This is a genomic window from Lewinellaceae bacterium, from assembly GCA_020636105.1.
Lineage (GTDB): Bacteria > Bacteroidota > Bacteroidia > Chitinophagales > Saprospiraceae > BCD1.
This window is the reverse complement of record JACJYL010000001.1, coordinates 3,836,745-3,862,070: the sequence shown is the minus strand read 5'-3', so window position 1 is coordinate 3,862,070 and position 25,326 is coordinate 3,836,745. Positions and strand designations below refer to the sequence as shown.

Annotated in this window: 17 protein-coding genes; 15 read left to right on the top strand and 2 right to left on the bottom strand. The window is 44.3% G+C overall.

Translation table 11 applies throughout. From position 1 onward, the window contains the following. Positions 1 to 145: 145 nt before the first annotated feature. The 3 genes from H6571_14470 (at position 146) to H6571_14460 (ending at position 4,434) form a co-directional block, all read left to right on the top strand. Positions 146 to 2,383 carry a bifunctional (p)ppGpp synthetase/guanosine-3',5'-bis(diphosphate) 3'-pyrophosphohydrolase gene (locus tag H6571_14470; GenBank protein ID MCB9324942.1) on the top strand — a complete coding sequence of 746 codons (2,238 nt, stop codon included), beginning with the start codon at positions 146 to 148 and terminating at the stop codon, positions 2,381 to 2,383. Between the two features lie 61 nt (positions 2,384 to 2,444). After that, the gene (locus tag H6571_14465) at positions 2,445 to 2,906 is read left to right on the top strand and encodes a transcriptional repressor (GenBank protein ID MCB9324941.1); all 462 of its coding nucleotides are present in this window, start codon (positions 2,445 to 2,447) and stop codon (positions 2,904 to 2,906) included. 259 nt (positions 2,907 to 3,165) lie between these two features. Next, positions 3,166 to 4,434, top strand: a complete 1,269-nt coding sequence (locus tag H6571_14460) for an adenylosuccinate synthase (protein MCB9324940.1) — start codon at positions 3,166 to 3,168, stop codon at positions 4,432 to 4,434. A 67-nt stretch (positions 4,435 to 4,501) separates the two neighbouring features. Here H6571_14460 and H6571_14455 read toward each other — a convergent pair whose 3' ends face one another. Then, positions 4,502 to 7,282 carry a TonB-dependent receptor gene (locus H6571_14455; GenBank protein MCB9324939.1) on the bottom strand — a complete coding sequence of 927 codons (2,781 nt, stop codon included), beginning with the start codon at positions 7,280 to 7,282 and terminating at the stop codon, positions 4,502 to 4,504. A gap of 509 nt (positions 7,283 to 7,791) precedes the next feature. On the opposite strand from H6571_14455, the gene asnS reads away from it, so the two are divergent. From asnS to H6571_14395, 12 genes are all read left to right on the top strand, one after another. Continuing rightward, complete coding sequence (gene asnS / locus H6571_14450; protein ID MCB9324938.1) at positions 7,792 to 9,225, top strand: asparagine--tRNA ligase; 1,434 nt, start codon at positions 7,792 to 7,794, stop codon at positions 9,223 to 9,225. A 482-nt stretch (positions 9,226 to 9,707) separates the two neighbouring features. Next, positions 9,708 to 10,280, top strand: coding sequence for a hypothetical protein (locus H6571_14445; GenBank protein MCB9324937.1), 573 nt, complete (start codon positions 9,708 to 9,710; stop codon positions 10,278 to 10,280). Between the two features lie 97 nt (positions 10,281 to 10,377). Beyond that, positions 10,378 to 11,013 carry a hypothetical protein gene (locus H6571_14440; GenBank protein MCB9324936.1) on the top strand — a complete coding sequence of 212 codons (636 nt, stop codon included), beginning with the start codon at positions 10,378 to 10,380 and terminating at the stop codon, positions 11,011 to 11,013. Beyond that, positions 11,003 to 11,962, top strand: coding sequence for a 23S rRNA (adenine(1618)-N(6))-methyltransferase RlmF (gene rlmF / locus H6571_14435; protein ID MCB9324935.1), 960 nt, complete (start codon positions 11,003 to 11,005; stop codon positions 11,960 to 11,962). Before H6571_14440 ends, rlmF begins: the two co-directional genes overlap by 11 nt. Before the next feature lie 229 nt (positions 11,963 to 12,191). Next, a complete protein-coding gene (locus H6571_14430) occupies positions 12,192 to 12,545 on the top strand; it encodes a heavy-metal-associated domain-containing protein (GenBank protein ID MCB9324934.1) in 354 nt (117 codons plus the stop codon). A gap of 59 nt (positions 12,546 to 12,604) precedes the next feature. Next, positions 12,605 to 14,830, top strand: a complete 2,226-nt coding sequence (locus tag H6571_14425; GenBank protein ID MCB9324933.1) for a TonB-dependent receptor — start codon at positions 12,605 to 12,607, stop codon at positions 14,828 to 14,830. Between the two features lie 63 nt (positions 14,831 to 14,893). Further along, positions 14,894 to 17,164 (top strand): DPP IV N-terminal domain-containing protein, encoded by a 2,271-nt coding sequence (locus H6571_14420; protein MCB9324932.1) that lies wholly within the window; start codon positions 14,894 to 14,896, stop codon positions 17,162 to 17,164. 45 nt (positions 17,165 to 17,209) lie between these two features. Further along, positions 17,210 to 18,061, top strand: coding sequence for an SDR family NAD(P)-dependent oxidoreductase (locus H6571_14415; GenBank protein ID MCB9324931.1), 852 nt, complete (start codon positions 17,210 to 17,212; stop codon positions 18,059 to 18,061). 112 nt (positions 18,062 to 18,173) lie between these two features. Continuing rightward, a complete protein-coding gene (locus H6571_14410) occupies positions 18,174 to 18,740 on the top strand; it encodes an energy transducer TonB (GenBank protein MCB9324930.1) in 567 nt (188 codons plus the stop codon). A gap of 170 nt (positions 18,741 to 18,910) precedes the next feature. Then, positions 18,911 to 19,498: a hypothetical protein gene (locus H6571_14405; GenBank protein ID MCB9324929.1), complete on the top strand. Its 588-nt coding sequence runs from the start codon at positions 18,911 to 18,913 to the stop codon at positions 19,496 to 19,498. Between the two features lie 251 nt (positions 19,499 to 19,749). Further along, the gene (rlmB, locus tag H6571_14400) at positions 19,750 to 20,490 is read left to right on the top strand and encodes a 23S rRNA (guanosine(2251)-2'-O)-methyltransferase RlmB (protein ID MCB9324928.1); all 741 of its coding nucleotides are present in this window, start codon (positions 19,750 to 19,752) and stop codon (positions 20,488 to 20,490) included. A 92-nt stretch (positions 20,491 to 20,582) separates the two neighbouring features. Further along, positions 20,583 to 22,427: a sodium:proton antiporter gene (locus tag H6571_14395; protein MCB9324927.1), complete on the top strand. Its 1,845-nt coding sequence runs from the start codon at positions 20,583 to 20,585 to the stop codon at positions 22,425 to 22,427. Between the two features lie 86 nt (positions 22,428 to 22,513). Here H6571_14395 and H6571_14390 read toward each other — a convergent pair whose 3' ends face one another. Next, entirely contained in the window at positions 22,514 to 25,315 is a 2,802-nt protein-coding gene (locus H6571_14390) for a glycosyl hydrolase (protein MCB9324926.1), read from the bottom strand. Positions 25,316 to 25,326 lie beyond the last annotated feature (11 nt).

Sequence of the window (25,326 nt, the reverse complement as noted above, 5' to 3'; positions counted from 1 at the left end):
TTAATTTTACTTCATTATCAATGAATATTTCCCTAAATTTCCCGATTTTTATATTCTATTTCCTTTTAGGAAACCAAAAGGACAAATGGGATGGGATATTCCCGCAACCGTGCCTGGTATAAAAAAAATTTAAATGGAATTGAAGATGACCGATAAGAAGCCAGTGATACCGATTAACGACGAAGAAAGAGCGGCAATTGAGGAAGCCTATGCGGATATGGTTGCTTCAATTAAATCCGAAATGGATGAAGAAGACCGGAAACATATCCGACAGGCCTATGAATTAGCCTTTGACGCGCATAGCAAGCAACGCAGAAAATCGGGTGAGCCATATATTTTCCACCCCATTACTGTAGCAAAGATATGTGCTGAAGAGATTGGACTGGGACCGACAGCCATTGTCAGCGCCTTACTCCATGATGTTGTTGAAGATACCGATATTTCCCTATCTGATATCAAAGCCGCCTTTGGAGAACGGGTCGCCACAATGGTGGACGGGCTCACCAAATTGGACAGCGCTTATAACGCCTCCAGCCCTCAGGCGGAAAATTTCAAAAAAGTATTGAGTACACTCGTCGAAGATGTGCGGGTGGTTTTAATAAAAATGGCAGACCGTTTGCACAACATGCGGACACTAGGATCTATGCCGGCCCATAAACAGCTGAAAATCGCGGCTGAAACGAGTTACGTTTACGCCCCACTGGCACACCGGCTGGGGCTTTATGCCTTCAAAACCGAATTCCTCGATCTGTGCATGAAAATCACGGAACGTGAAGAATACCAGAACATTGCCAAACAACTGGCTGCGACAAAACGAGCCCGGGAAGCTTATATCGAGGCCTTTATCCAACCCTTAAAGAGCCACCTCGATGAACTCGGAGTACCTTACAGGATCTTCGGGCGCCCAAAGTCCATTTATTCCATCTGGAACAAGCTAAAAACCAAAGGGGTTCCCTTTGAGGAAATATATGACCTATTTGCAGTACGCATTATTTTGGACGTACCTCTTGAAAAGGAGAAAGCCATGTGCTGGAGTGTATATTCCATCGTAACAGACGTACACATCCCGATTCCCGAAAGACTCAAGGACTGGATTACCACCCGAAAATCAAACGGTTATGAATCCCTCCACACAACCGTCATCGGCCCTAACGGACGTTTTGTGGAGGTTCAGATCAGGAGTGAACGAATGGACGAAATCGCAGAACGCGGATTTGCCGCCCATTGGAAATACAAAGGCGTTACCGGCAGTCAGCAAGACGTTTATGAACAATGGCTGGACAGCGTTCGGGAAATCCTGGAGGATCCAAATAGTGATGCCGTTGAGTTTCTTGGTGATTTTAAAGCCAATAACCTCTTCCATGAAGAAGTCTATGTATATACCCCCAATGGCGATATGAAAATTTTGCCGAAAGGGGCTTCGGCTCTGGATTTTGCTTTCAGCATCCACACCGACGTTGGTTACCATTGCAGCGCCATCAAAGTGGGCAGCAAACTCGTGCCCATGGGGTACAAACTGCAAAATGGAGATCAATTGCATATCATCACCAATAAAAACCAAAAGCCTAGCGAGGATTGGCTCAAAATGGTGATCACCGGCAAAGCCCGATCCAAGATACGTTCAGCCATGAAGGAGGAACGCCGCAAAAAAGGAGAGTTTGGAAAAGAAGCGCTGGAAAGAAAATTCCGGCACCTGAAAGTGGATTATGAAGAAGCAGTGGAACTGCTGGTCAACCACTACAGGTATCCATCCCATACTGACCTGTACTACGATATTGCCATGAATCATTTCAGTATCATGGAGATATCGAAAAAATTCAAGGCGGAACATGGCAAACTGGTGGTCATTGAGCATGAAGAAATCAACCATATTGCTGAATTAGAAGAGGAAGACAAAGCGATCAAGCGGCCCAGAAAAGACGCTTTCAAGCCGCGTTTGCTCATCAACGGGGAGGATGCCAACCGTTTTGACTTTACCTTTGCCACCTGCTGTAATCCCGTTCAGGGTGATGAAATATTTGCCTTCCTCACTACCACTGCCGGGTTGAAGATCCATCGCATCAACTGCCCCAATGCCACCAACATGATGGCCCATTATGGCTATCGCGTGATGAAAGCCGAATGGATTATGAGCCCGCAATCGCAATTCGTGGCCAGCCTGGAAATCACCGGAGTCGATAACGGCCCCGGGGTGATTGAACAACTAAGCCATGAGTTATCCACGCTCCTGGGATTAAATATCCGATCCTTCTCCATTGCCGGAAATGAAGGCTTTTACGAAGGAAATATCAGTGTTCTGGTATCCAATAAGGACCAATTGAATATGGCGATCAAGGTTTTGCAAAACCTTGAGATCGTTTCTACTGTTAAAAGAATAGAATAATTGAGTGCTAACACCAAAAACAACAATTGTGAATCAAAATCATCACTCTCCGGACAACGTAATCACAGAAGTAAAGAATATTTTTTCTTCGCACCTGGAGAAAAACAGCCTGAGGAAAACCCCGGAACGTTATGCTATTCTGGAAGAAATCTACCGTCGCAGTGATCACTTTGATGCCGAGGCGCTTTATATCCATATGAAAAACAAAAATTATATGGTGAGTCGCGCTACCGTTTACAACACCCTGGAACTACTCGTCAATTGCGACCTGGTAAAAAAACACCAGTTCGGAAAAAATATAGCCCAATACGAAAAATCCTACGGTTTCAAACAACACGACCACCTCATCTGTGTGGACTGTGGAAAGGTCTTTGAATTCTGCGATCCGCGTATTCAGCAAATAAAAGACATGATGGGCGATGTCCTCAAATTCAGCATTACCCACCATTCCCTGAATTTGTACGGTCAGTGTAACGGAGCTTGTGATAAGAAGAAGTCGCTGGCGGGGGAATCCGGGGAATAATACATTCCTGCCCCCAAATTTAAGTAAAAGAATACAAGCTATTTTCACGTTCCACAATACAGAATTCCCTACTTTTGCAACGAAATAGATTCAGTAAATCGTTTCCTTTATAAAACGGAGTAAATTTAACCGGAAATTTATTGTCGGTTAGTTACGGGTTACGGGTGATCAAAACCTGTAACCCGCAACTTTGACATCAAACCAGTTTTTCCAAAAATACTACGCTGCGTTTTTAAAGGTCACCAAACAAAGCTAACCAATGGCAATTGATGTAATACTTGGATTACAATGGGGAGATGAAGGAAAAGGAAAGATCGTGGATTTCCTCGCACCGAATTACGATATCGTGGCCCGCTTCCAGGGAGGGCCCAATGCTGGGCATACGCTGATCTTCGACGGCAAGAAATTTGTACTCCACACCGTGCCTTCCGGCATTTTCAGAAAGGAACAATTAAACCTGATCGGTAACGGAGTGGTCATTGACCCCATCACCCTTGCCAGGGAACTGACCAATATCAGCGCAGCAGGCGTTTCCTACCAGGACCGTTTGTTTGTCGCCCGCAAAGCCCATTTGATCCTGCCTACCCATCGTTACCTTGATGCGGCTTCTGAAAATGCCAAAGGAAAAGGCAAGATCGGCTCCACTTTAAAAGGCATCGGCCCCGCCTATATGGACAAAACGGGGCGGAACGGACTGCGCGTTGGAGACCTTACCAGTCATGATTTCAAAGCCAAATACGATGCGCTGAAAGAAAAACACCTCAACCTGATCAGCTTGTTCCCCGCAATAGATTTTGACCTGGAAACGGAAGAAAAACAATGGTTCGAATGCATTGAAACCCTCAGGTCACTTATTCATGTGGACGGGGAATACTTTATCAACAATGCCCTCGCCGAAGGCAAGAAAGTTCTGGCGGAAGGCGCCCAGGGGTCTATGCTCGACATCGACCACGGTACTTATCCTTTTGTCACGTCTTCCAATACGACTACGGCAGGTGTTTGCACCGGCCTGGGCGTTGCACCCAGTTCAATAGGAGAGGTTATCGGTATTACAAAGGCTTATTGTACAAGGGTAGGATCTGGCCCTTTTCCAACAGAACTAAACGATGAAACAGGAGAATTCCTGCGCAAGGAAGGTTTTGAATTCGGGGCCACCACCGGCCGGCCGCGCCGCTGCGGATGGATTGATTTACCGCAGTTGAAATACAGCATCATGCTGAGCGGGGTGACCCAGCTGGTCATCACCAAAATTGACGTACTGAATAAATTTTCTGAAATCAAAGCAGCCGGGGCTTATGAGATTAACGGAAAAACAACAAAACAACTGCCGTTTGATCTTTGTGACGAATCGGCTATTCCGGTTTACACCTCCTATCCTGGATGGGAAAAGGCGCTGACCGGGATAACCGAGTATGCAGATCTTCCCGACAATGCCCGCAGTTACCTCTCCACCCTGGAGCAGGAACTCAACGTGCGCATCAGCATGGTCTCTACCGGACCTGACCGAAAAGAACTGATCCTGAAGTAAAATAAAAACGGGCGACCATTAAGGCCGCCCGTTTTTATTTTACTTCAGGAATTAACCCCTGCGATACTTACTTAATGGCAAATTGCAACCTGGCAAATACGTAGCGGCCATTCGATCCAAACTGCTGTGAACGTCTGGAGTACAAGAATTGTCCGCTGCCCTGGTTGGCTTCAATATTCATATCAGGATAAACATCCAAAAGGTTATTCGCACCAATCGTCAGGTTCAAATTATCCATCAGTTGATATCCGATACTAAGGTCGGTCACCACTTTGGCTGCGAATATCTGTGCGTTGGCTTCATTATTGGTAGCTTCCTGCACCTCTCCGAAATATACATTTCTCAGTAACGCATGGAATTTTCCTGCTGAATAATTAAACGTCAGGTTGACCTTGGTTCTAGGAACCGAAGATTCAAGGAAAATCCGGCTCGTCTCATCAAAATAGGTGCTCTCTTTTCCTTTCAATTGTTCTGATGTTTTAATGTCCCCAAGTTCTGTTTTGGAAAAAGTCCCTGCAAGGGAAGTCCTCAGTTTTCCGCTTCCTATTTTGGCATTATGCGTCAATACTACATCAATACCGCTGGTTTTTGTGTCGATCGCGTTGACAAAGAAGGTCGCACTACTGGCGTTTGCCTGTTGCAATAGGCTGTAAATTTCCTGATCTACAGCAGAACCATTCTGATTGCCGGAAAAGCTCCCTGTCAATACCACGCGATCCACAATATTCACAATAAAACCATCCAGAGTGAAGGTTAAATTCGCCCCGGGTACCTGTCCGGTAATCCCGGCACTCACACTGGTTGAGGTTTCTTCTTTCAACTGTGGAATGCCCAACAATTTTGCAGGACGGCTGTCATTGGAAAACGTACCCACCTCATTGGGGATTCCGTCAACAAAAAGGGTAGAAGTCGAATTGAAATACAGTTGGTGCAACGAAGGAGCCCGGAAACCGGTACTTCCTGTGGCCCGTATGGACATATTGTTTGAAATTTTATACCGGGCAGACAATTTACCCGTCAGGGTAGATCCAAAATCACTGTAATTTTCAAAACGAGCGGCGGCGCCCACGAGGAAAGCATCGGTAATGTCTGCTTCCATATCCACATAAGCAGCAATGCTGTTTCTGAAGACATTCAAAGCATTATTAGGGCTAAAGCCTGGGAATACCTGTGCTCCTCCCGGACGAGCACTCCCGTCAGGGCCGAAAATTGTACTCACCGGGCCTTTTCCATCCTGAATGAGAATAGAGTCTCCATTCAGGGTTTCATACCAGGTAGCCAGTCCGTAATTGGTATAGGAAGCTTCTTCCCCGGCCGTGATTTCATAATTTTCAAGACGAAACTCAGACCCGAAAGCCAGGTTGAACCCTGACATCACATCATCCCAATAACGGCGGATATCAAAGTTGGTCGTATTTTGAGCAAAACTAAATCCTCCGGAATTGAAAGAAGTGGGTGAAGCGGTTTCCAATGAAGCATTTAATGTATTGGTAATCAAATAATCAAAGGCGTTTGAACCGTAGGTATTGCTAAAATCCACATCCCAGTTCCCAACACGGTTACGAACACCAATGGCAATGGATTTATCCACAATATTGGAGTTGATCTCCGGGAGGAAACCGTTTGGATACACTTCGATTACGTTTCTGGATTGGTAAGGCAGGCGGTAAAACCCGGTAGCCTCTCCCCGACGGTAATTCACTCCTCCAAAAGCGTACAATGTTGCATTTTTCCCAACGGGCAGCTCCATATTCATCATAGCCCCACCTGCGCGTAATGCGGATTGACCCACCCGCATATTAAAATCGGAACGGGTTAACCCTCTTAGGGCAAGTTCGGATTCGGTAATGTCATCCCCCGGATCACCTTGATAGTCTGGGTTATTGTACCCGGAGAAGATTCTTCCGGTCAATTCTTTCATTCTGTTGGTATAATTACGCTGATCATACGAACCAGTCAAATTGATAAATCCTCCTTTTTCTCCCAAGGCTGCACCGTAATTCACACTCATCTGAACCGACTCTCCATCCATATTCGCCAGACCAACCCCGTTGTCTTTATCGGCTTCCGGCAATTCACTGGTCATATACGCACCAGTACCTATTGAAAAAGTGGCCCCCTTGTCCTGCTTGAGCACAATATTGATCACCCCTGCGATGGCATCCGAGCCATATTGTGCAGCGGCACCGTCTCTCAAAACCTCGATACGGTCAATGGCTGCCACCGGAATGGCATTCATATCTGTTCCAACGTTTCCCCGGCCGAAAGTTCCGTTGACGTTGACCAGGGAGGTGGTATGCCGGCGTTTTCGGTTGATAAGCACCAACACCTGGTCAGGCCCCAAAGCACGAAGGGAGGCAGGATCAATATGATCCGTTCCATCCGAGATCGTTTGTTTGTTGGAGGAAAAGGATGGTGCTACATAATTGAGGATTTCATTCACCGTCGTCTGGGGGCCATTATTGGCAATATCTTTAATATCCAGAACATCCACCGGGGCTGTAGTTTCGAGCTTGGTACGCCCTGTACTTCTGGATCCGAGTACGACTATTTCGGAGAGCAATTCCCCGCTGGACAATTCCACATTTACGACATTTCCGGTAATTTCAACTTCCTGAGTAGCGAAACCAATATAGGAAACGACCAGTTTTTTTGACCCTTCAGGCACCTGGATGGAATAATTTCCGTCGAAGTCGGTGACTGTTCCGATTAAGGTTCCTTTTACCTGTACAGTTGCCCCGATTAGCGCTCCTTCATCACCACCCGTGACGATTCCGGAAACAGTTGTCTGAGCCCATGTCAAAGAAAAAAGGAAAAGTGAAATCGATAGTAAAAAAAATTTTTTCATAATAAATCATTTTAGGTAAAAAATAAGACAATTGGCATTCTAACTTTATTTCATTTTTATGTTAATTTCAATATATAATAACACCTTTTCCAACTATTTATCTATCTATATTTCAAGAAAAAACCGAAATAAAAAACATTTATTTTAACGCAAACAAAAAGGAAGGTACTTAAAATTGCTCTATAAATAAATTTTGTCGGTTTATTTTCCCCTCGCTATTTGGTTTCTGAAGGCTTCTAAAAGATTTTTTTACTGAATTTATTGATTCAGCCCATGGCAATGCCCGGTAAAATATAATTTTAAAAAACAGGATATTCCGGGGTTTATCCAGTCAATTATTTTAAGTAATGATTTGACACGACCAGGGGAATTTTTTATTAAAAAGCGGTGTTTTACCTCATAAACCAGCCTTTATCGCAAATAATTTGATGTATTAGTAAATACTCGCTATTTTCGCGACTTGTTTTGAGATGATAGATTTTTGACATTAGACTTTTAACCTTAGATCAATGAGCAAAAGGACAGAAATTGCGCAGGTTTTGGCTGCGCCACAATTGAACGAAACAGTAACCGTCATGGGATGGGTACGTGCTTTTCGATCCAACCGATTTATAGCCCTCAACGACGGATCCTGCGCCAATAATTTGCAGGTGGTGGTGGATCTCGATAAATTTGATGAAACCCTGCTCAAAAAAGTAGGCTTCCACGCCAGCATCAAAGTAACTGGTCAACTGGTAGAATCCATGGGAGCCGGGCAGTCGGTGGAAGTATTGGCCGAAACCATTGAAGTGATCGGAGAAACCAATCTCGATAAATACCCGCTTCAGCCTAAGCATCAGACGATGGAGTTTCTGCGTGAAAATGCTCATTTCCGTATGCGTACCAACACTTTCAGTTCGGTATTCCGCATCCGTCATGCCGTGGCTTTTGCCGTCCATGAGTATTACCATAAAAATCGTTTTTATTATATGCATACGCCCATCATCACCGGAAGTGATGCTGAAGGCGCCGGGGAGATGTTCAGGGTAACCAATTTTGACCCGGAAAACATGCCAAAAACGGAAGACGGGCATGTCGACTGGTCCCAGGACTTTTTTGGCAAAGCGACCAACCTGACGGTTTCAGGGCAGCTCCAGGCAGAGATTGGTGCCATGGCTTTGGGCAAGGTTTACACCTTCGGTCCCACTTTCCGTGCCGAGAATTCCAATACCTCCAGACACCTCGCCGAGTTTTGGATGATAGAACCGGAAATTGCGTTCGCTGACCTCAATGACGATATGGACCTCGCGGAAGATTTTTCCAAATACCTCATCAATTTCATTCTCGACAACTATCCCGATGACCTCGCTTTCCTGGATCAGCGCATCAAGGACCTGGAGAAAAATATGAAAAAGGAGGAGCGCAGACCGATGGGATTGATCGAAATGCTGAAATTCGTGGTGGACAATGATTTTGAAAGAATTACCTATACAGAGGCCGTTGACATTTTAAGGAATTCCAAGCCTTATAAAAAAGGAAAATTCGAATTTCCGGTAGAGTGGGGTAAAGATTTGCAGGCGGAGCACGAACGCTGGCTCGTTGAAAGCAAATTCCAAAAACCGGTCATCGTAACGAATTATCCGAAAGAAATTAAGGCCTTTTATATGCGACTGAACGATGATGACAAAACCGTAGCCGCCATGGATGTGCTTTTCCCTTATATAGGAGAAGTGATCGGCGGTTCTCAGCGGGAGGAAAGAGCCGATGTTTTGATCGAAAGAATGAAAGCCATCGGCATTGAAGAAGAAGAATTGTGGTGGTACCTCCAGTTGCGCTATTTCGGCGGCACGCCCCATGCCGGTTTCGGAATGGGTTTTGAGCGGATGGTACAGTTCATCACGGGCATGGGCAATATCAGGGATGTGATTCCTTTCCCGAGAGCACCGAAGACGGCTGAGTTTTAAGCACAGCATTCTTGCTCAAAAAATAGCGGGTTATTTACAAATGGTAGATAATCCGCTATTTTTGTTTACGGGCATAGTACTGTGTAACAAAAGATTAATTATATTTTTTGAATAAAGAAATTTTACAGATTTCTCCTGGAAATTTAATTTTTGTAAAGCCATCCATCGCTCTGTGCTTTAGCCTGCCTGACGCCGCAGAAAATTATAATAGGTGCAGAGCACCGAAAAATTTGTTGTAAAAAGATTAAAAAATCTATCTAAGGTGCAGCGCACCGCAACATTCTTTCGATGTTCGAAGGTTTAGGTTGCGGTGCGCTGCACCTTGAATCTCCTTAATCTGTGTTTGCCAACACAGATTAAGGTGCTCTGCACCTAATTTTAATTCGGCGGTTCATTATTTAATTTCAATAAGCACTGGGCAATCGAAATTTTATTTAAAGCGATTATTTTTGTTACACGATAATAGTATACACAATTAAAAAATGATCAAGTATATCTTAATTTTCATTGGTACTTTTACCATTTGCAACTCAATTCAAAGCCAAGAAAACTTGAATTTAAGTATAGACTTGCATGAGTTCGGAAAAATAAAATGGGATTCTTTAATTAATCAAAACATCGATACAATAATTGAATTATATTCAGGAAACCATTCTGGGGATTATTTGGTGACAGAAAATTCAGATACATGCATTTGCAAAGGAAATAACATTTTTCGATTTTACATTTGGGAAATTGGTACCAAAAAATATATACAAAAAATAAGTTGTTGTAAAATTCATACAGCTAAATTGTTAACTAGTAATAATTTGTTTGTTTTTCTTAATAAGAACTTGAAAACGCTCGAAAATGAAGAATACAAAACGAACAGCGTTGTGGCGTCGAGTTTCATCCAAATAAAATATAAATTTGGCAAAAATGAAGGAATTAAATATTTTGATAACTACATGATAAATAAGAAATATGAGCCAGAAAACTGGAAGATTAACAAAAAACTCAAATCACATAAAATATTAAAAAAGATGCTGAAGAAGGCGGAAAAAGTATGGAAATAAAAACTGTGCATAATATAGCTACTCCGGCAATTGCAGATCAAACTCCAACTGCGAGTAGCTTAATCTTCATTTAATAAATAAAGCATCAATACAAATCGTGCCATCTCAACAAACAATAGTCTTGTTCACCCTGTTTTTTGGGGCTGTAAATCTGGCCGGGGCACAAAATAAAAAATGGACGACGGAAATTTCCAAAATAAGAAATACCGAAGTCAAATCATTGATCAGCGATCAACCCGGCCCGGGGGGCGAAGTCGTACAAACCATTGAATACATAGCGATAGCCGAAGTGGAAGCAAATTTTGAATCCTGTATCAAGGTTATGAAAAACACGGCCTTGCACAAAAAAATCTTTGATTATACAGCAAAAACCGAAATGCTGGAGAAAGAGAGCGAATCAGAGTGGTATAATTATTACTATACGGATATGCCGTGGCCCTTACCTAATTCGGATAGTGTCACCCGATTTTTATTTAGCAATGATGGACAGACCGCCACTTTTGTTTCTACGGCCAGTCCGAATAAAATAGGAAGAAAGGATGTAAAAAGAATATTACTCTATAATACTGACTATATTTTCACCAAACTGGATAACGGGAAAATAAAGATCACCCTAAAATCCAAATTTCAACCCGTAAGTAGTCTGCCAACCTGGATGGCCAACCTCTGGTTTCCTGACGGGCCTGCCAGGATGATTGACAGGATTATTTCACTAAGCAAAAATGAAGGATAAAAAGAAACTAAAACAGCAACCGGGTTTACATCCCCGTAACCCACATCGCGGACGTTATGATTTCAAAACGCTGGTTGGCAATTGTCCGGAATTGGAGCCCTTTGTCCGTTTGAATGATCACCAGGACGAATCTATAGATTTTTTCAACCCCGAGGCCGTAAAAATGCTAAACAAAGCCTTACTCAGGCATTTTTACCACATCGACTCCTGGGACATTCCCACTGGTTATTTATGTCCCCCCATCCCCGGCCGGGCCGATTATGTTCACCACATCGCAGATTTATTAGCCTCTTGTAATAATCAACGTATTCCTACGGGGGATAAAATTAAAGGACTCGACATTGGTGTTGGCGCCAATTGCATTTATCCTGTTTTAGGCACCACAACTTATGGCTGGTCGTTTATCGGAGCTGACATTGATCCGGTTGCGGTAACTTCTGCCAGGGCTATCATCGAAGCCAATGCTGCATTAACAGGAAAAATTGACGTCCGGTTACAAGCCAACCCGAAAGAAATTTATCAGGGTATGATTCAAAAAGGGGAGTACATCGATTTTTCGATATGCAACCCTCCTTTTCATGCGTCTGCAAAGGAAGCACTATCGGCTACAACACGTAAACTAAAAAACCTGAACGCCCCTAAAACAGCCAGGCCCCTGCGTAATTTCAGCGGCACCCAAAACGAACTCTGGTGTGAAGGAGGTGAAAAAAAATTCGTCGAAGACATGATCAGGCAAAGTAAAACTTTTGCTTCCCGTTGCTTTTGGTTTTCTTCCCTGATCTCAAAAGAGACTAACCTAAAAAGTGCTTATGAATCGCTGAAGATTGTCAAAGCCGCTGAAATCAAAACCATTCCAATGGCTCACGGGAATAAAAAAAGCAGGATACTGGCCTGGACTTTTTTGTCGCCCCATCAACAGAAAACCTGGGTGGACTTTCGTTGGAGGTAAAGGGAACTGTTCAATGTTCCATGTTAAAATAGTGCAATGTTGAACGCAGTTGATTCCGTACCAAAATAAGCGCGGATTCTTTAAAAAATGATTATTTCCATTCCAGGAAAAAAGCAGCGGCCAGATTTCAGGCATAACGCATGAAATGACAGGCGGCCAACATGTAAATCCATCGAAAGGCTTTCCCCTTTGACAACAATCCCTTATTTTTGCACCACTAAATTAAAAAATCGAACACATGAAATTTATTCCTTCGCTTCTCCTGGTCGTTATGACCATGGCTTTTTCCGGCTTTTCCGCCACCGCTCAAAACACTTCCCCCACAGTACTGGCAGACAAAACAGAAACCATCACCGTCAAGGTAAAAGGGGTGGGTTGCGCCAATGACCTCAAAGACATTGCCGCCAACGTAAAAAAGCTCGATGGGGTGAGCAGTTGTGAAGAAGGCAAAATGGGTCCTACTTCCACCTTTATCATTACATTCAATCCTGCCGTGGTTACCGAAAAAGAAATTCGGGCAGCCATTGAGGATACGCCGGGATGCGAGAATCCCAACGACAGACCTTACAAGGTAAAGGGGTAAAGGGGTTGCTGGTTGCTGGGTTTTACCAGGTTTGATGGGTTGGTTTAAAAAAATAATTCATGTCAAAGTATATTTTTGTGATGTTATTGCTTTTTCCTTTTTGTTTGCATGCACAAACGATTATAGGAAAAGTGGTGGACGACAATGGTGAACCTGTTGTCAGAGCAAATGTATTTTGGCTGGACACCAATGTCGGGGTATTTACGGAAGCAGACGGAACTTTTGAAATCCGACAGGTTGAAAAGCGTCAGAAGCTTTCGGCCAGCTATGTGGGATATGAACCTGACACGGTTCATATTTCGGGACCGGCACCGATCACATTTACACTGGGATCTTCTAAGACACTTGAAGCAGTTGTTGTAAAAGGGGAACGTCCGGGAGTCATCATTTCAAGTATCGACCCCATAAAAACCCAACAGATCACCCAGACTGAACTGCGCAAAGCAGCCTGTTGTGACCTGGCCGGATGTTTTGAATCACAACTTACCGTACAGCCGCAAACGACAAATATTATTACCAATTCCAAGGAACTGCGCATCCTGGGGTTGTCGGGGGTGTACAATCAGGTGCTGATCGACGGCTTTCCGGTCATCCAGGGGCTTTCCTATACCTATGGCATCAGCAGTGTGCCGGGAACTTTGGTCGACAATATTTTTGTGGCGAAAGGAGCCAATAGCGTATTGCAGGGATTTGAAAGCATCACCGGACAGATCAATGTATTAACCAAATCCCCGGACAATACAGACAAGCTGCTGCTCAATGTTTATATGAACAGTTTCCTCGAAAAGCAATTCAATGCCAATGTGGCCTATTCGGGAAAAAAGTGGAGCAACCTCATCGCCCTGCATACCGCGCAACCCGGTAAAAAAACAGATCGGGATAACGACTATTTTCTGGACTTGCCGCTCATCACCCGGTATTCCGTTTCCGAAAAATTCAAATACAGGAAAGACACCGAATGGGGATGGAGTTCGACGATAGGCGTAAAATTGATGAATGAAAAACGGGTTGGCGGACAGACCTTTTTTGATCCGGAAAATGACCAGGGCAGTTCCATTGCTTATGGACAAACCGTGAAGATCAACCATGCTGAAATCCTTACAAAAACAAACTACCGGTTCAACGACACTCACGGCATCGTGCTTCATATGTCCGCTTTTCACCAGGACCAGGAATCCTACTTTGGCACCACGAAATACCTGGCCGGTCAAAATAATTTTTACGGCAATTTACAATATGAACTTAATTATGGCAAGGCACACGAATTAAAGACCGGGGTGAGCTATCGTTATTTGAATCTCGATGAGAATATTTCGTTTACAGAAAATAGCCTTGAAAGAACCTTTGCCGGCGAATACAAAAAAACAGAACGCATTCCGGGAAGTTTTGTAGAAAATACGATGCGATTTTTCGACAACAAACTCACCTGGATCGCCGGAATCCGCGGCGACCATCATAACCAGTTTGGTTTTAGCCTTACGCCGAGAACTTTGCTAAAATACAACGTTACCCCCCAGGCCGTTATTCGGGCCAATATTGGAACCGGTTGGCGGACCGTGAATCTTTTCAGTGAAAACATCAACCTGCTCGTGAGTTCCCGGGACATCGTTTTTGCAGAAAACCTGAACCCGGAGCGGGCCCTGAACTATGGGATCAACTATACCCAGAAATTTGAAGCCGCCAATTTCTCCGGTTACCTGAGCACCGATTTTTACCGTACCGATTTCCAGAACCAGATATTCCCCGATTATGATGCGAACCCTACAAAAGCCATTGTTAAAAATTTTACGGGCAACAGCACCAGTAATGGATTCCAGGCGGAATTGTTCCTCCACATCCTGGAACGTTTCGAATGGAAGACCGGTTATACTTTCCTCGACGTTTACCGTATGGTAGAAGGCACAAAACAAGCACTGCCCTTTAATCCCGCCCACAAATTCCTGGCGACTTTCAGCTTCAAGCCATTGTCTCGCAAATTCCACATAGATATCAACATGCACTGGTACGGCCAACAACGATTGCCTGACACAGAATCCAGTGATGCCGCCTTCCAAAGACCTGATCATTCGGAACCGTTCTCAGTAGTCAATGCGCAATTCACCTATAAGTTAAAAGCCTTCGAAGTGTACACCGGATGCGAGAATATTTTTGACTTCCGGCAGCAACGCCCCATCATCAGTTGGGAAGATCCTTTTGGTCCTAATTTCGACACCTCTTTTGCCTGGGGCCCTACGAGGGGACGGGAGATTTACCTTGGACTGAGATACAAAATCGAAAAGGACTGATTTTAAAAAGGGCTTGCGTATATTTACATGATGTCTCTTTTTAACCATCATATTATCACCATTATGAATCGTCAAAAAATTCTATACATTTTTTGCTGCCTTTTGTTATCCACGTCCCACCTCATCAAAGCCCAGGAGGTTGTGGAATCAAGCATGCTCACCATTGACCGCATTTTTAATTCCGGAGAATTCCGGAGAGACTTTCAACGGCCCATTCAGTGGATAGAAAACGGAGCGGCTTATGTTACCATAGAATCGTCCAGTACTGAAGCAGGAGGAGATGAATTAATTCGGTACGACAGCAAAACACAAAACAGAACGCTTTTTGTTGGCGCTGAAGCCTTAACAATAGCCGGGAAAAGCTTACCTATTGAAAGTTTCTCTCTCTCTCCTGACGGCACCAAAGTGTTGATCTTTACCAATTCGAGCCGTGTATGGCGTTCCAATACCAAAGGGGATTACTGGGTATATGACCTGGAAAGCAAACAATTAAAACAACTGGGAAAAACATTTGAATCTTCCTCCCTGATGTTTGCCAAATTTTCTGCAGACAATAAGTACGTCGCTTACGTTCAAAAATTCAATATTTATAAAGAAGACTTTTCAACCGGAAAGGTAACCCAATTAACACACGATGGTAATAAAGACATCATCAACGGTACTTTCGACTGGGTTTATGAGGAAGAATTTGGCAAAAGAGACGGATTCTCCTGGAGCCCGGATGCAAAAAACATTGCCTTTTGGCAACTGGATGCCTCCAATACGGGCACCTTTTACATGATCAACAATACGGACTCTATTTACTCCCGGCCTATTCCCATTCAATATCCAAAAGTGGGAGAAGAACCCTCTGCCGCCCGAATCGGCCTGGTCAATTTATCCAATAATAAAATTCACTGGGTTCCGCTGGAAGGTGGTTTGAGGGAAAATTATATTCCCGGCATGCAATGGGTGAATCATGACCTCTTGCTCATTCAACAGATGAACCGAAAACAAAACCAGCTGATCGTCTGGAGTTATCAGCCTTCTACAAAAACACTGAAAAAAATATATACCGAAAGAGAGGATACCTGGGTAGATATCAGTTATCCGGATATATCTGCCAATGGATGGGGCAACAATGATTTGCCCCTGGTAAACGGAAAAACCGCCTTCCTCAGAATGACAGAAAACGACGAGTGGCGTCATGTGTACAAAGTGGATATTGCCACGGGAAATAAAACGCTGGTCACACCAGGGGATTACGATGTCGCTTCAATGTCCACCGCCACCGACGGCACTCTTTTTTTTATCGCTTCTCCCGACAATAGTACCCAGCGTTATCTTTTTAGTGTGACTTTGGCCGGAAACGCCAAACCCAGACGCCTGACCCCTGAATCTTTTGAAGGGATCAATACTTATGACATTTCGCCTAACGGAGCTTATGCCATACACTATCATCAAAGTACCAACGCGCCCCAGACCGTGAGGCTGATCAGTTTGCCCGACCATAAAACCATCACTACCCTCGTGGATAATGAAGCCTTTAAAAAGAAACTTTCCACCCTTGCCCTTCCGGAAGTAAAATTTACCACGGTCACTACTGAAGAAGGGATTGAAATGGATGTCAAAATGGTCATGCCCGTCAACTTCGATCCCAATAAAAAATACCCGGTGCTTTTCCATGTTTACGGAGAACCATGGAGCCAGGTAGCCCTGGATACCCCTATCGGTTTATGGGAAATAATGATGGCGCAAAAAGGATACTTCATCATTGATATGGACAACCGCGGCACGCCCTGTCTGAAAGGCAGCAAATGGAGGAAAATCATTTATCGCAAAATAGGGGACATCAATGTAAAAGACCAGGCCCTGGCGGCAAAGGAAATGCTGAAACTTGATTATCTGGATGAGGAAAGAACAGCCGTTTGGGGATGGAGCGGGGGCGGATCCATGACTTTAAACCTGATGTTTAAATATCCGGATATCTACCAAACCGGCATGTCTGTTGCCCCGGTTCCCTATCAATTGGCTTATGATAATATTTACCAGGAAAGATATATGGGCCTGCCGCAGGAAAATATGGAAGATTTTATCAAAGGTTCTCCCATTACCTATGCCAGGAACCTGGAGGGCAACCTTCTGATTGTTCACGGTACCGGGGATGACAATGTACATTACCAGGGCACCGAAATGCTGATCAACGAACTGGTAAAACAAAACAAACAATTCCAGGTAATGCCTTACCCGAACCGGTCTCATGGCATTTATGAAGGCCCCAATACCCGCAGGCATCTCTATACCCTTTTGACACAGTACCTTATGAATCATACGCCGCCCAATGCGGTACCTTAATGACTTACTTAAATGTGAATTCAGCTATTTATCGAATAAATACAAATGAAATTAAAAAATAAAATAATTTTCATGACCGGGGCAACTTCGGGTTTTGGTAAAGTGGCTGCCTGTCACATGGCCAGCCAAGGAGCTCTGGTGGTAGCCACATCCAGAAACCAGGAAAAAGGCCATGAACTTTTGGCCTCATACCTTAAAAATTATCCGGATGGCAAAGGGCAGATCGATCTCATTAAATGCGACCTCGATTCCTTTGAGTCCATCGTTTCCGCCTGCCATGAAGTACAGAAAAAGTATGATCGTTTAGATATGATCATCAATAATGCGGGGGTCATGAATTTTAATTTCAGAGCATCCGCCAACGATATTGAACAAACTTTTCAAATCAACTTGCTGGCCCCGGTTTTAATCATTCATTTGCTTTCTGGAATGCTGGAGCAATCCCCGGAACCCAAAATAATCAATACCGCTTCCGCTTTACACCAGGGCATCATTCATTTTGAAGACCTGGAATCCAGGAAGAAATTCACAGGTTTTGATGCTTACAGGCAATCCAAATTGGGAATTATCCTAATTAGCAGATACCTTGCTGAGAAAAATATCAACATTTATTCTCAGCATCCCGGACTTGTAAAAACAGAACTCGGAAGGGATTTTAATAGGTTGGCGAAGGCGATTTTCCGGCTGATGGGCAAATCCCCGAAAAAAGGGGCACGTACTCTTTTGAATTTAGTGGAAACGCCGGTTAAGGATTTGACCTCAGGAGAGTATTATGCTGACTGCAAAATAAAAAAAATTACGGAAGAAAGTTATGATCTCGCCGTGGCCGAAAAACTCCTGGAAACTACAAGGTCATATTTATCTCCATACCTGACAGAACCTTCTTTTATTTTTTAATCGTAATAGGAGTGTTCAGAAAAATACGCTGCGTGCTCCCGACCTAACGGTAGGGATGTTCCATTTGCACCTTCTTGGCGCTCTTTGCGTTTAAAATCAAAAAAACTATAGCATGAATCAACTCTTCACGTGTGTTTTGGTATACCTTTCTTTTTTATTGGTTTTTTCCTGTAGTATCAGAAAAAAAGAAATAACTGCTAACCAGGAAAAAACAACTGAGATGATAGAAGCCGAGACCATTTCCGAAAATGACCTGGAGGAAATTCCAATTGCCCCGCCCCCTCCTCCACCTTCCGAAACAGAGAAAATTTTCAAGGTAGCGGAAAATATGCCCAGGTTTCCCGGTTGTGAAAATCCGGTTGAACCGGCGGCCGACAGACAGGCCTGTGCCAATGAAAAATTGAATGATTATATTTATGCCAACATTAAATACCCTGAAGAAGCCAAAGCGAACGGCATTGAAGGTACCTGCGTACTGAGTTTTATGGTCACTAAAACCGGAACTTTAAAGGATATAAAAGTCATAAGAGATATAGGAGGCGGCTGTGGGGCCGAAGCCGTAAGAATAGTCAACAGCATGAATGAAAATGGTATCCTCTGGATTCCCGGAAAACAAAGAGGCAACCCCGTAAACGTTAGGTTTAATCTTTCGGTACGTTTCAAACTTCCCGGACAATAAAAGATCAAAAAAATCAACCATCCTTCCTTATCATAAAAAAAAACATAGACTTTATTTTGCATAAACATTGTTAATTCAAATTTTGCCGACATTTTATTCAAGCAAGCCGTGCATCATTTTTATTTTTTTTGTATTTTGATGTTTGTTATTTCACTCTACATCTCAATGCCATGCGTAAATTGACCCTTTTGCTCCTTTTTTGTGGTGGTTTCCTTACGGTAAAAAGTGAATCCTTAAGAGGATATGTCATCACCCTTGACGGAAAATATATTTCTGGAACCATTGAACAAGTGAATAGTTCCGAGTTTAATGTGGCGGTAGCTTTTATCAATGATTTTGGCACCATCTACCATTACAACCCGGCCCTCATAAAAGGGTTTGTGTATCTAAAAGGAAACGATCAATTTGTTTTCGAAAGCCTTTATTACCAGGGTCGATGGATTTTTTTACAATTATTGTACCAGGGGGAGGAAATCAGTCTTTTTAAATATCCTGAGATCCAGGTAAATTGGGTCATTCGGGGTCAGCAGGTAAATTCTTATTCGGCCAATCAAAAAACATTCTGGATCAAACATGATAAAAAATCTCTTTTTGTCTTAAAGCGCAAGCATTTTAAAAACAAATTTTCCAGGCTCATTGAAGAAAAAGCTCCCGAATTGGCGCAAAAAATCGGAAAGCGCGGATACCGGTATCAAAATTTAGAAAGGATTCTGGCCGAATATGATGAGATCATTACCTCTAAAATAAAAAAAATATAGCCCATCACTACATTTCTCTATTATCATTTTTCTTTGGCCGGGGACACCTGAAAGAGTTGATGCTTTGAGCAAATGAATGGAGTATGAAACAAGGTTCGTAATATGCCAAGCCTTGATTTTTTTCTTTATTCGTTAATCAGTGTTCCCTATTCAGCACTCCCAACAGGAATTTATGATTCTCCTTCTTTAAATTTTGGTTCATCTCCGCATAGTTCTTGCACAACTCCTCTTTTTTTACGACCTTTCCTGCGATGAAAAATGAAAAAACACAACTGATATACGGCAGACATCCTGTAATTGATGCGATCAAAGAGGGAACCAACTTTGATAAAATTATTTTACAGCAGGGTACTCGTGGAGAATTTGAAAAAGAACTGCGCCATTTGTGCACCAGCCATAATATACCTATGACTGTTGCACCCAAGGAAAAACTCAATAAATTCACCAATGCCAATCACCAGGGTGTTGTAGGTTTGGTGGCCATTATACCTTATTACCAGATCGAAGATTTGCTTCCATCCATTTACGAAAAAAACCAGAATCCGCTCATTATGATTCTTGATGGCGTTACGGATGTAAGAAATTTTGGTGCCATAGCCCGCTCGGCGGAAATCAGCGGAGCACATGCCCTGGTCGTACCAAAAAAGGGAAGCGCATTCATCAATGAAGAAGCTTTAAAAACTTCGGCGGGGGCCCTTACAAAAATCCCGGTTTGCCGCGAAAACAGCCTGGTCACCGCTATTGAAACCATGCAATTATCCGGCATCCAGGTGTTGGCCAGCAGCCTTGAAGCCACAAAACTGATTTTCGATTTTGACCTTACCGCTCCGATAGCATTGATCGTCGGATCAGAAGGAGAGGGAATCAGTACCGGGGTGGAAAGGAACGCAGATGAATTGTTTATCATTCCGCAGGTAGGCACTACGGATTCTTTTAATGTTTCCGTTGCCGCAGGGATTATGCTTTATGAAGTCATGCGCCAACGATTTTAACGGTCTGAAAAAATCGAACCATTCCGGTCAATCTAAACAATGAGGGATTTCCGTCGTTATATTGTATTATTTTTACGTTTAAAAAAACATAAATGCTTGAACTTGCTGGACTGGTCATCCTCGGTATCTCCGCTCAATGGATTGCATGGCGAACCAAGGTGCCAGCTATCCTACCTTTGATCCTCATCGGTCTTTTTTTTGGCCCCGTTTCTTCCCTTTTTGAGGAAGGCGGCGCAAAATGGATCGAACCGGTTTACGATCCCGCCATAGGGCAGGGGCTCTTTCCCGGCGAAAGCCTGTTTTATTTTGTTTCCCTGTCTATTGGCATCATTTTATTCGAAGGAGGATTGACCTTAAAACTTAAGGAAGTAAAAGTCGTTGGCCCAACGATCATGCGTATCATTACCCTGGGTTCATTGATAACATTTGTTGGAGGTGCCATTGGTACACATTTTCTGTTAGAACTGAGCTGGAAAATATGTTTTTTGTTCTCAGGCCTTATTATTGTAACAGGCCCTACCGTGATTACGCCTATTTTACGAAACCTCCCCCTCAAAAAGAATGTAACTACCGTTTTGAAATGGGAAGGTATTCTCATTGACCCCATAGGCGCGCTGGTAGCGGTACTCGTTTATGATTTTATCATAAGCGGAGAGGAACAGATGTTCACCGTCCATGCCATCATTTCTTTCCTGAGAATTGTAATTGTAGGGATAAGCCTGGGATTTACAGCAGCCCACTTGCTAAACCTGATGATCCAACGCAACCTCATCCCTCACTATTTGCTTAATGTTTTTACCCTCGCATTGGTTTTGGGCGTTTTTGTAGCCTCTGACCAGCTTGAGCATGAATCGGGTTTACTTTCTGTGGTGATCATGGGAATGGTACTTGGAAATCTGGACCTTCCTCAATTGAAAAACATTCTCGATTTTAAAGAATCCCTGAGCGTTCTGCTCATTTCAATTTTGTTCATTTTACTTGCCGCAAATTTTGATATTGACGATATTTACCTGCTACTGGAATGGAAGGTATTGTACCTCTTTTTGTTTATCATTCTTGTACTCAGGCCGCTATCCATTTATTCCAGTAGTTTTCGATCAACACTCAATTTCAGTGAAAAAACATTCATTGCCTGGGTAGGCCCACGGGGAATAGTAGCCGCAGGGGTTGCTTCTCTTTTCGGGATCAAACTAACAGGCAAGGTTCCGGGGGCAGAATACATTGCTCCGCTGGTTTTTATGGTAGTTTCCGGAACGGTACTCATCAATGCCACCACTGCCCGGATTGTGGCCCGATGGCTGGGTGTCGTGAAAGAAAAAGCGGAAGGTATCCTTATCGTTGGTGCTAATAAGGCCGCAAGACTTATCGGCGCTTATCTTGAAAAATCAGGACGATCCGTGGTGATCATCGACAGGGCAGCCAATCTTGTGGCAAGAGCCAAAGCCGAGGGCCTGAATGCCATTGAAGAAGATATTTACTCTGAAACACTGATCGATAATTTTGAATTACTGGAGATCGGCGAAGTATTGGCCATGACCGGGAGTACAGATGTCAACCTGTTTGCGGTGAAAAGATTTGCCAAAAGCCTTGGTGAGGATAAAGTCCACCGCCTTATCAGCCAGGATGAATTAAAGGGTCCCAAAAACCTGATTCCAAAAGACGGGCTGTTTTCCTGTGTCGATGATTATCTCAACCTGAGTGAGGTCGTCAGGGATTATCCGGTAATCCACGAACACCCGTTATCCTCCAAAGCACAATTCGAAAAGATCGTCAACATGATCAATCAAAAAGAATATTCCATCCCGTTGTTCCTCAAAAAGAATAAAACCGGAAAATTACTGATCCTGCCATCCAATTGTGAAAAAATAGACGTTGAGGCGGGGGACCTTCTGGTTTATGTCGGCAAGAAAATTGAAGAAGATATTTCAATGAAATGAACAATTGCCCGGGTTGCACAGTCTATCCATGCACCCCGGGCAATTGTTATGCCAAAATGCTCCCGTGAAGCGGGCTACTCAAAAGATCATTTTTTGGGTATGGGCTGTCCGATAATGTAAGGCGCCCCGGCTTCCCGAAGGGCGGATTCCATTTCCGGAATGGCCACTTTGCTGAACCGTTCCACATCACCCATGACTTCCCCCAGCATTTTTTTGGCGATTTCCAGACTTTGCCTGTGTAGCGGGGTAGGGCCATAAGTAGTCGAAATCCCGCGGGAAGCCACCCTTAAATGATTGCTGATCGTTGGCGGATTCCTTTCACCGATCTCATCCCGGGAGGTATTTCCGTTCAGTTGTTCTTCAAGTTCATACAACTCCTGTTTAAGTTGGAAAAGCTTCCCGTTTAATGCTCCGGGCTCAACGCTCGTCCTTTCCAGGGCCGTTTCCATTGCGTTTATCTTTTTCCTGCTTTCGGAAAGCAAATTGGCGATCGCGGCTTGTTGATCCCTGACCACACTGATTTCCTCTCCAAAGGAACGGTATTCGGCAAACGGTGCGCCTTTCAGAGTAGGTTGTCGCAACGGTACAACCTCAAAAGAGACAGGGCCTGCAAGGAAAGTTACGACGCCGTCAATTTCTTTATACAAAGTAACCGAATAGGTTCCGGGAGGGGCAAAATCTCCCCCTCTTGACCACCTGGAAGAACCTCCTCCGCTATCCGGATCAATACTTCTCGAGGAAGCATACTGGAGATCCCATGCGATCCGGTTCATCCCTTTTTTGGCCGGAGCCTGGATATTGCGGACGACATTACCTCCCTCATCCTTTACCGTAAGCCAGATCCGTGGCGATTCCTCCTTTCGTTCGGCCTCAAGGGCCTCCCAGCCTTTGAAAGGAATGTCTTTTCCTTCCTTTTCGAGCTTTTTCTCTTCTTTTTTCCGCTCATCCTTCAACGTATTATAAGTCTCGGCAAGATGGTAAATGAATACGGCCCCGAAAGGTGGATTATCGGCCGTGTATTCACTGGCCCCTCCATCGGGCGCATTTGATCTTGGAACATACCACAAAGCCTTCCGGACTGAAAACAAGGCTGCTTCGGCTTCAAGTTTTTCCTTTGTCGCTTCCCTGAGTACGCTATAGTCGTCGAGAATAAAAAATCCACGACCGAAAGAGGCCCCTACCAGGTCATTTTCCCTTCTTTGTATGGTAAGATCCCTGAAAGGGATGGTGGGTGCGCCCGACAATTTTTCCCAACTGCCGCCGCCATCCAGTGTGACGTAAATGCCAAACTCTGTTCCTGCAAACAATAATTCTTTCTTTACATGATCCTGAACTGTCCTCCACACCAGGGTTCGTTCGGGGATATTCCCAACGATGGATTTCCAGGTTTTACCTTTATCGGTACTCTTGTATAAATAAGGATGAAAATCACCGTTTTTGTGATTGTCCAGGGCTACATAAACCACATTGGCATCGTAAAGGTCAGCCTTAATATCGTTGACGAAAGCTCTTTCCGGCACACCTGGCAACCGGGTCACTTCAATTTTTCGCCAAATGTTCCCTCCGTCTTCGGAAACCTGTATGATACCATCATCGGTCCCGGCATAAAGCAGTCCCTCCTGAACGGGGGATTCTGCCAGCGAGGTGATGCTATTGTAATTAGACATAGCTCTAAGATCCCATGGATTGTCCCAGCTTTGTTGTCTTCCCATAATAGGCAGGGCCATCCGTTCTTCGTTACGGGTGAGATCCCCGGAGATACTGGTCCAACTGTCGCCCCTGTCTTCAGAACGCCAGACCCTCTGGGAGGCGAAATACAACCTGGCAGGATTATGCGGGCTGACCAGAATAGGCGCATCCCAGTTGTAACGCTCAAAATGCTCTCCCTTCCGGGGTTGGGGCTGAATAAATACCTGTTCGCCCGTTTTCAGATCCACCCGATGTAGTCCACCCTGTTGGGTTTCTGCGTAAACGATGTCAGGGTTTCCGGGTTCGGTGGCAGATTGATGTCCGTCGGCCCCCAGCGTTTTGTACCAATCCCGGTTGGTAATGCCCTGCCTAGAATCAGTCCTGGAAGGGCCTCCGTGTGAGCCATTGTCCTGAGTTCCTGCAAAAACATGATAGAATGGCAAACGATCATCCACGGCTACCTTATAATATTGGGTTATAGGCAGGTTGGCGATGAAACGCCAGTTTTCGGCGAGATCAAAACTCTCGTAAATACCTGCATCTGTTCCGATAAGCAAGTAATCGGGATCATTGGCCCGGAAAGCCAGGGCGTGGTTATCGGAATGTTTATCCCTTTCGGAAAGGGTTCTGAAAGTTTTTCCGCCGTCATCGGAAACCTGTACCCTTACATCCATCAGATACAGGCGATCAAATTGGTGGGGACAAGCATAAAGCTCCTGATAATAATGCGGGCCGGTACCTCCCGATACTGTATTGGACATTTTCTGCCAGGAGGCCCCTTTATCTTCAGAGCGATAAACACCTCCTTTAGTCCGGTCCTGCTCAATGGCTGCATACACCACATTGGGTCGTTGAGGCGAAACGGCAAGGCCTATCTTACCGAGATTAGAACCGGGCAATCCTGTTTTCAGTTTTTCCCAGTTATCCCCGCCGTCGGTACTTTTGTAAATGGCTGACCCCGGGCCTCCACCCATGAAAGCCGCTACAGTCCGTTGCCGTTGCCAGGTGGCTGCATAAAGAATATCCGGATTGCCCGGTTCGGCTACGACATCGGTTACGCCAACCCATTCATCATCCCCGAGAACCTTCGTCCAGGTTTCTCCTCCATCGGTCGTTTTATACAACCCTCGGTCGCCACCTTTGCTCCACAAAGGGCCCTGGGCGGCTACGAGTACAACATCAGAATTTTCGGGATGCACAAAAATTTTGG

Excerpts from the sequence above, each read along its gene's own strand:
- H6571_14460 (MCB9324940.1), top strand. The coding sequence starts at position 3,166 with ATGGCAATTGATGTAATACTTGGATTACAATGGGGAGATGAAGGAAAA.
- H6571_14455 (MCB9324939.1), bottom strand. The coding sequence starts at position 7,282 with ATGAAAAAATTTTTTTTACTATCGATTTCACTTTTCCTTTTTTCTTTG.
- H6571_14415 (MCB9324931.1), top strand. The coding sequence starts at position 17,210 with ATGAAATTAAAAAATAAAATAATTTTCATGACCGGGGCAACTTCGGGT.
- rlmF (MCB9324935.1), top strand. The coding sequence starts at position 11,003 with ATGAAGGATAAAAAGAAACTAAAACAGCAACCGGGTTTACATCCCCGT.
- H6571_14425 (MCB9324933.1), top strand. The coding sequence starts at position 12,605 with ATGTCAAAGTATATTTTTGTGATGTTATTGCTTTTTCCTTTTTGTTTG.
- H6571_14410 (MCB9324930.1), top strand. The coding sequence starts at position 18,174 with ATGAATCAACTCTTCACGTGTGTTTTGGTATACCTTTCTTTTTTATTG.
- asnS (MCB9324938.1), top strand. The coding sequence starts at position 7,792 with ATGAGCAAAAGGACAGAAATTGCGCAGGTTTTGGCTGCGCCACAATTG.
- H6571_14395 (MCB9324927.1), top strand. The coding sequence starts at position 20,583 with ATGCTTGAACTTGCTGGACTGGTCATCCTCGGTATCTCCGCTCAATGG.
- rlmB (MCB9324928.1), top strand. The coding sequence starts at position 19,750 with ATGAAAAATGAAAAAACACAACTGATATACGGCAGACATCCTGTAATT.
- H6571_14405 (MCB9324929.1), top strand. The coding sequence starts at position 18,911 with ATGCGTAAATTGACCCTTTTGCTCCTTTTTTGTGGTGGTTTCCTTACG.
- H6571_14470 (MCB9324942.1), top strand. The coding sequence starts at position 146 with ATGACCGATAAGAAGCCAGTGATACCGATTAACGACGAAGAAAGAGCG.
- H6571_14420 (MCB9324932.1), top strand. The coding sequence starts at position 14,894 with ATGAATCGTCAAAAAATTCTATACATTTTTTGCTGCCTTTTGTTATCC.
- H6571_14445 (MCB9324937.1), top strand. The coding sequence starts at position 9,708 with ATGATCAAGTATATCTTAATTTTCATTGGTACTTTTACCATTTGCAAC.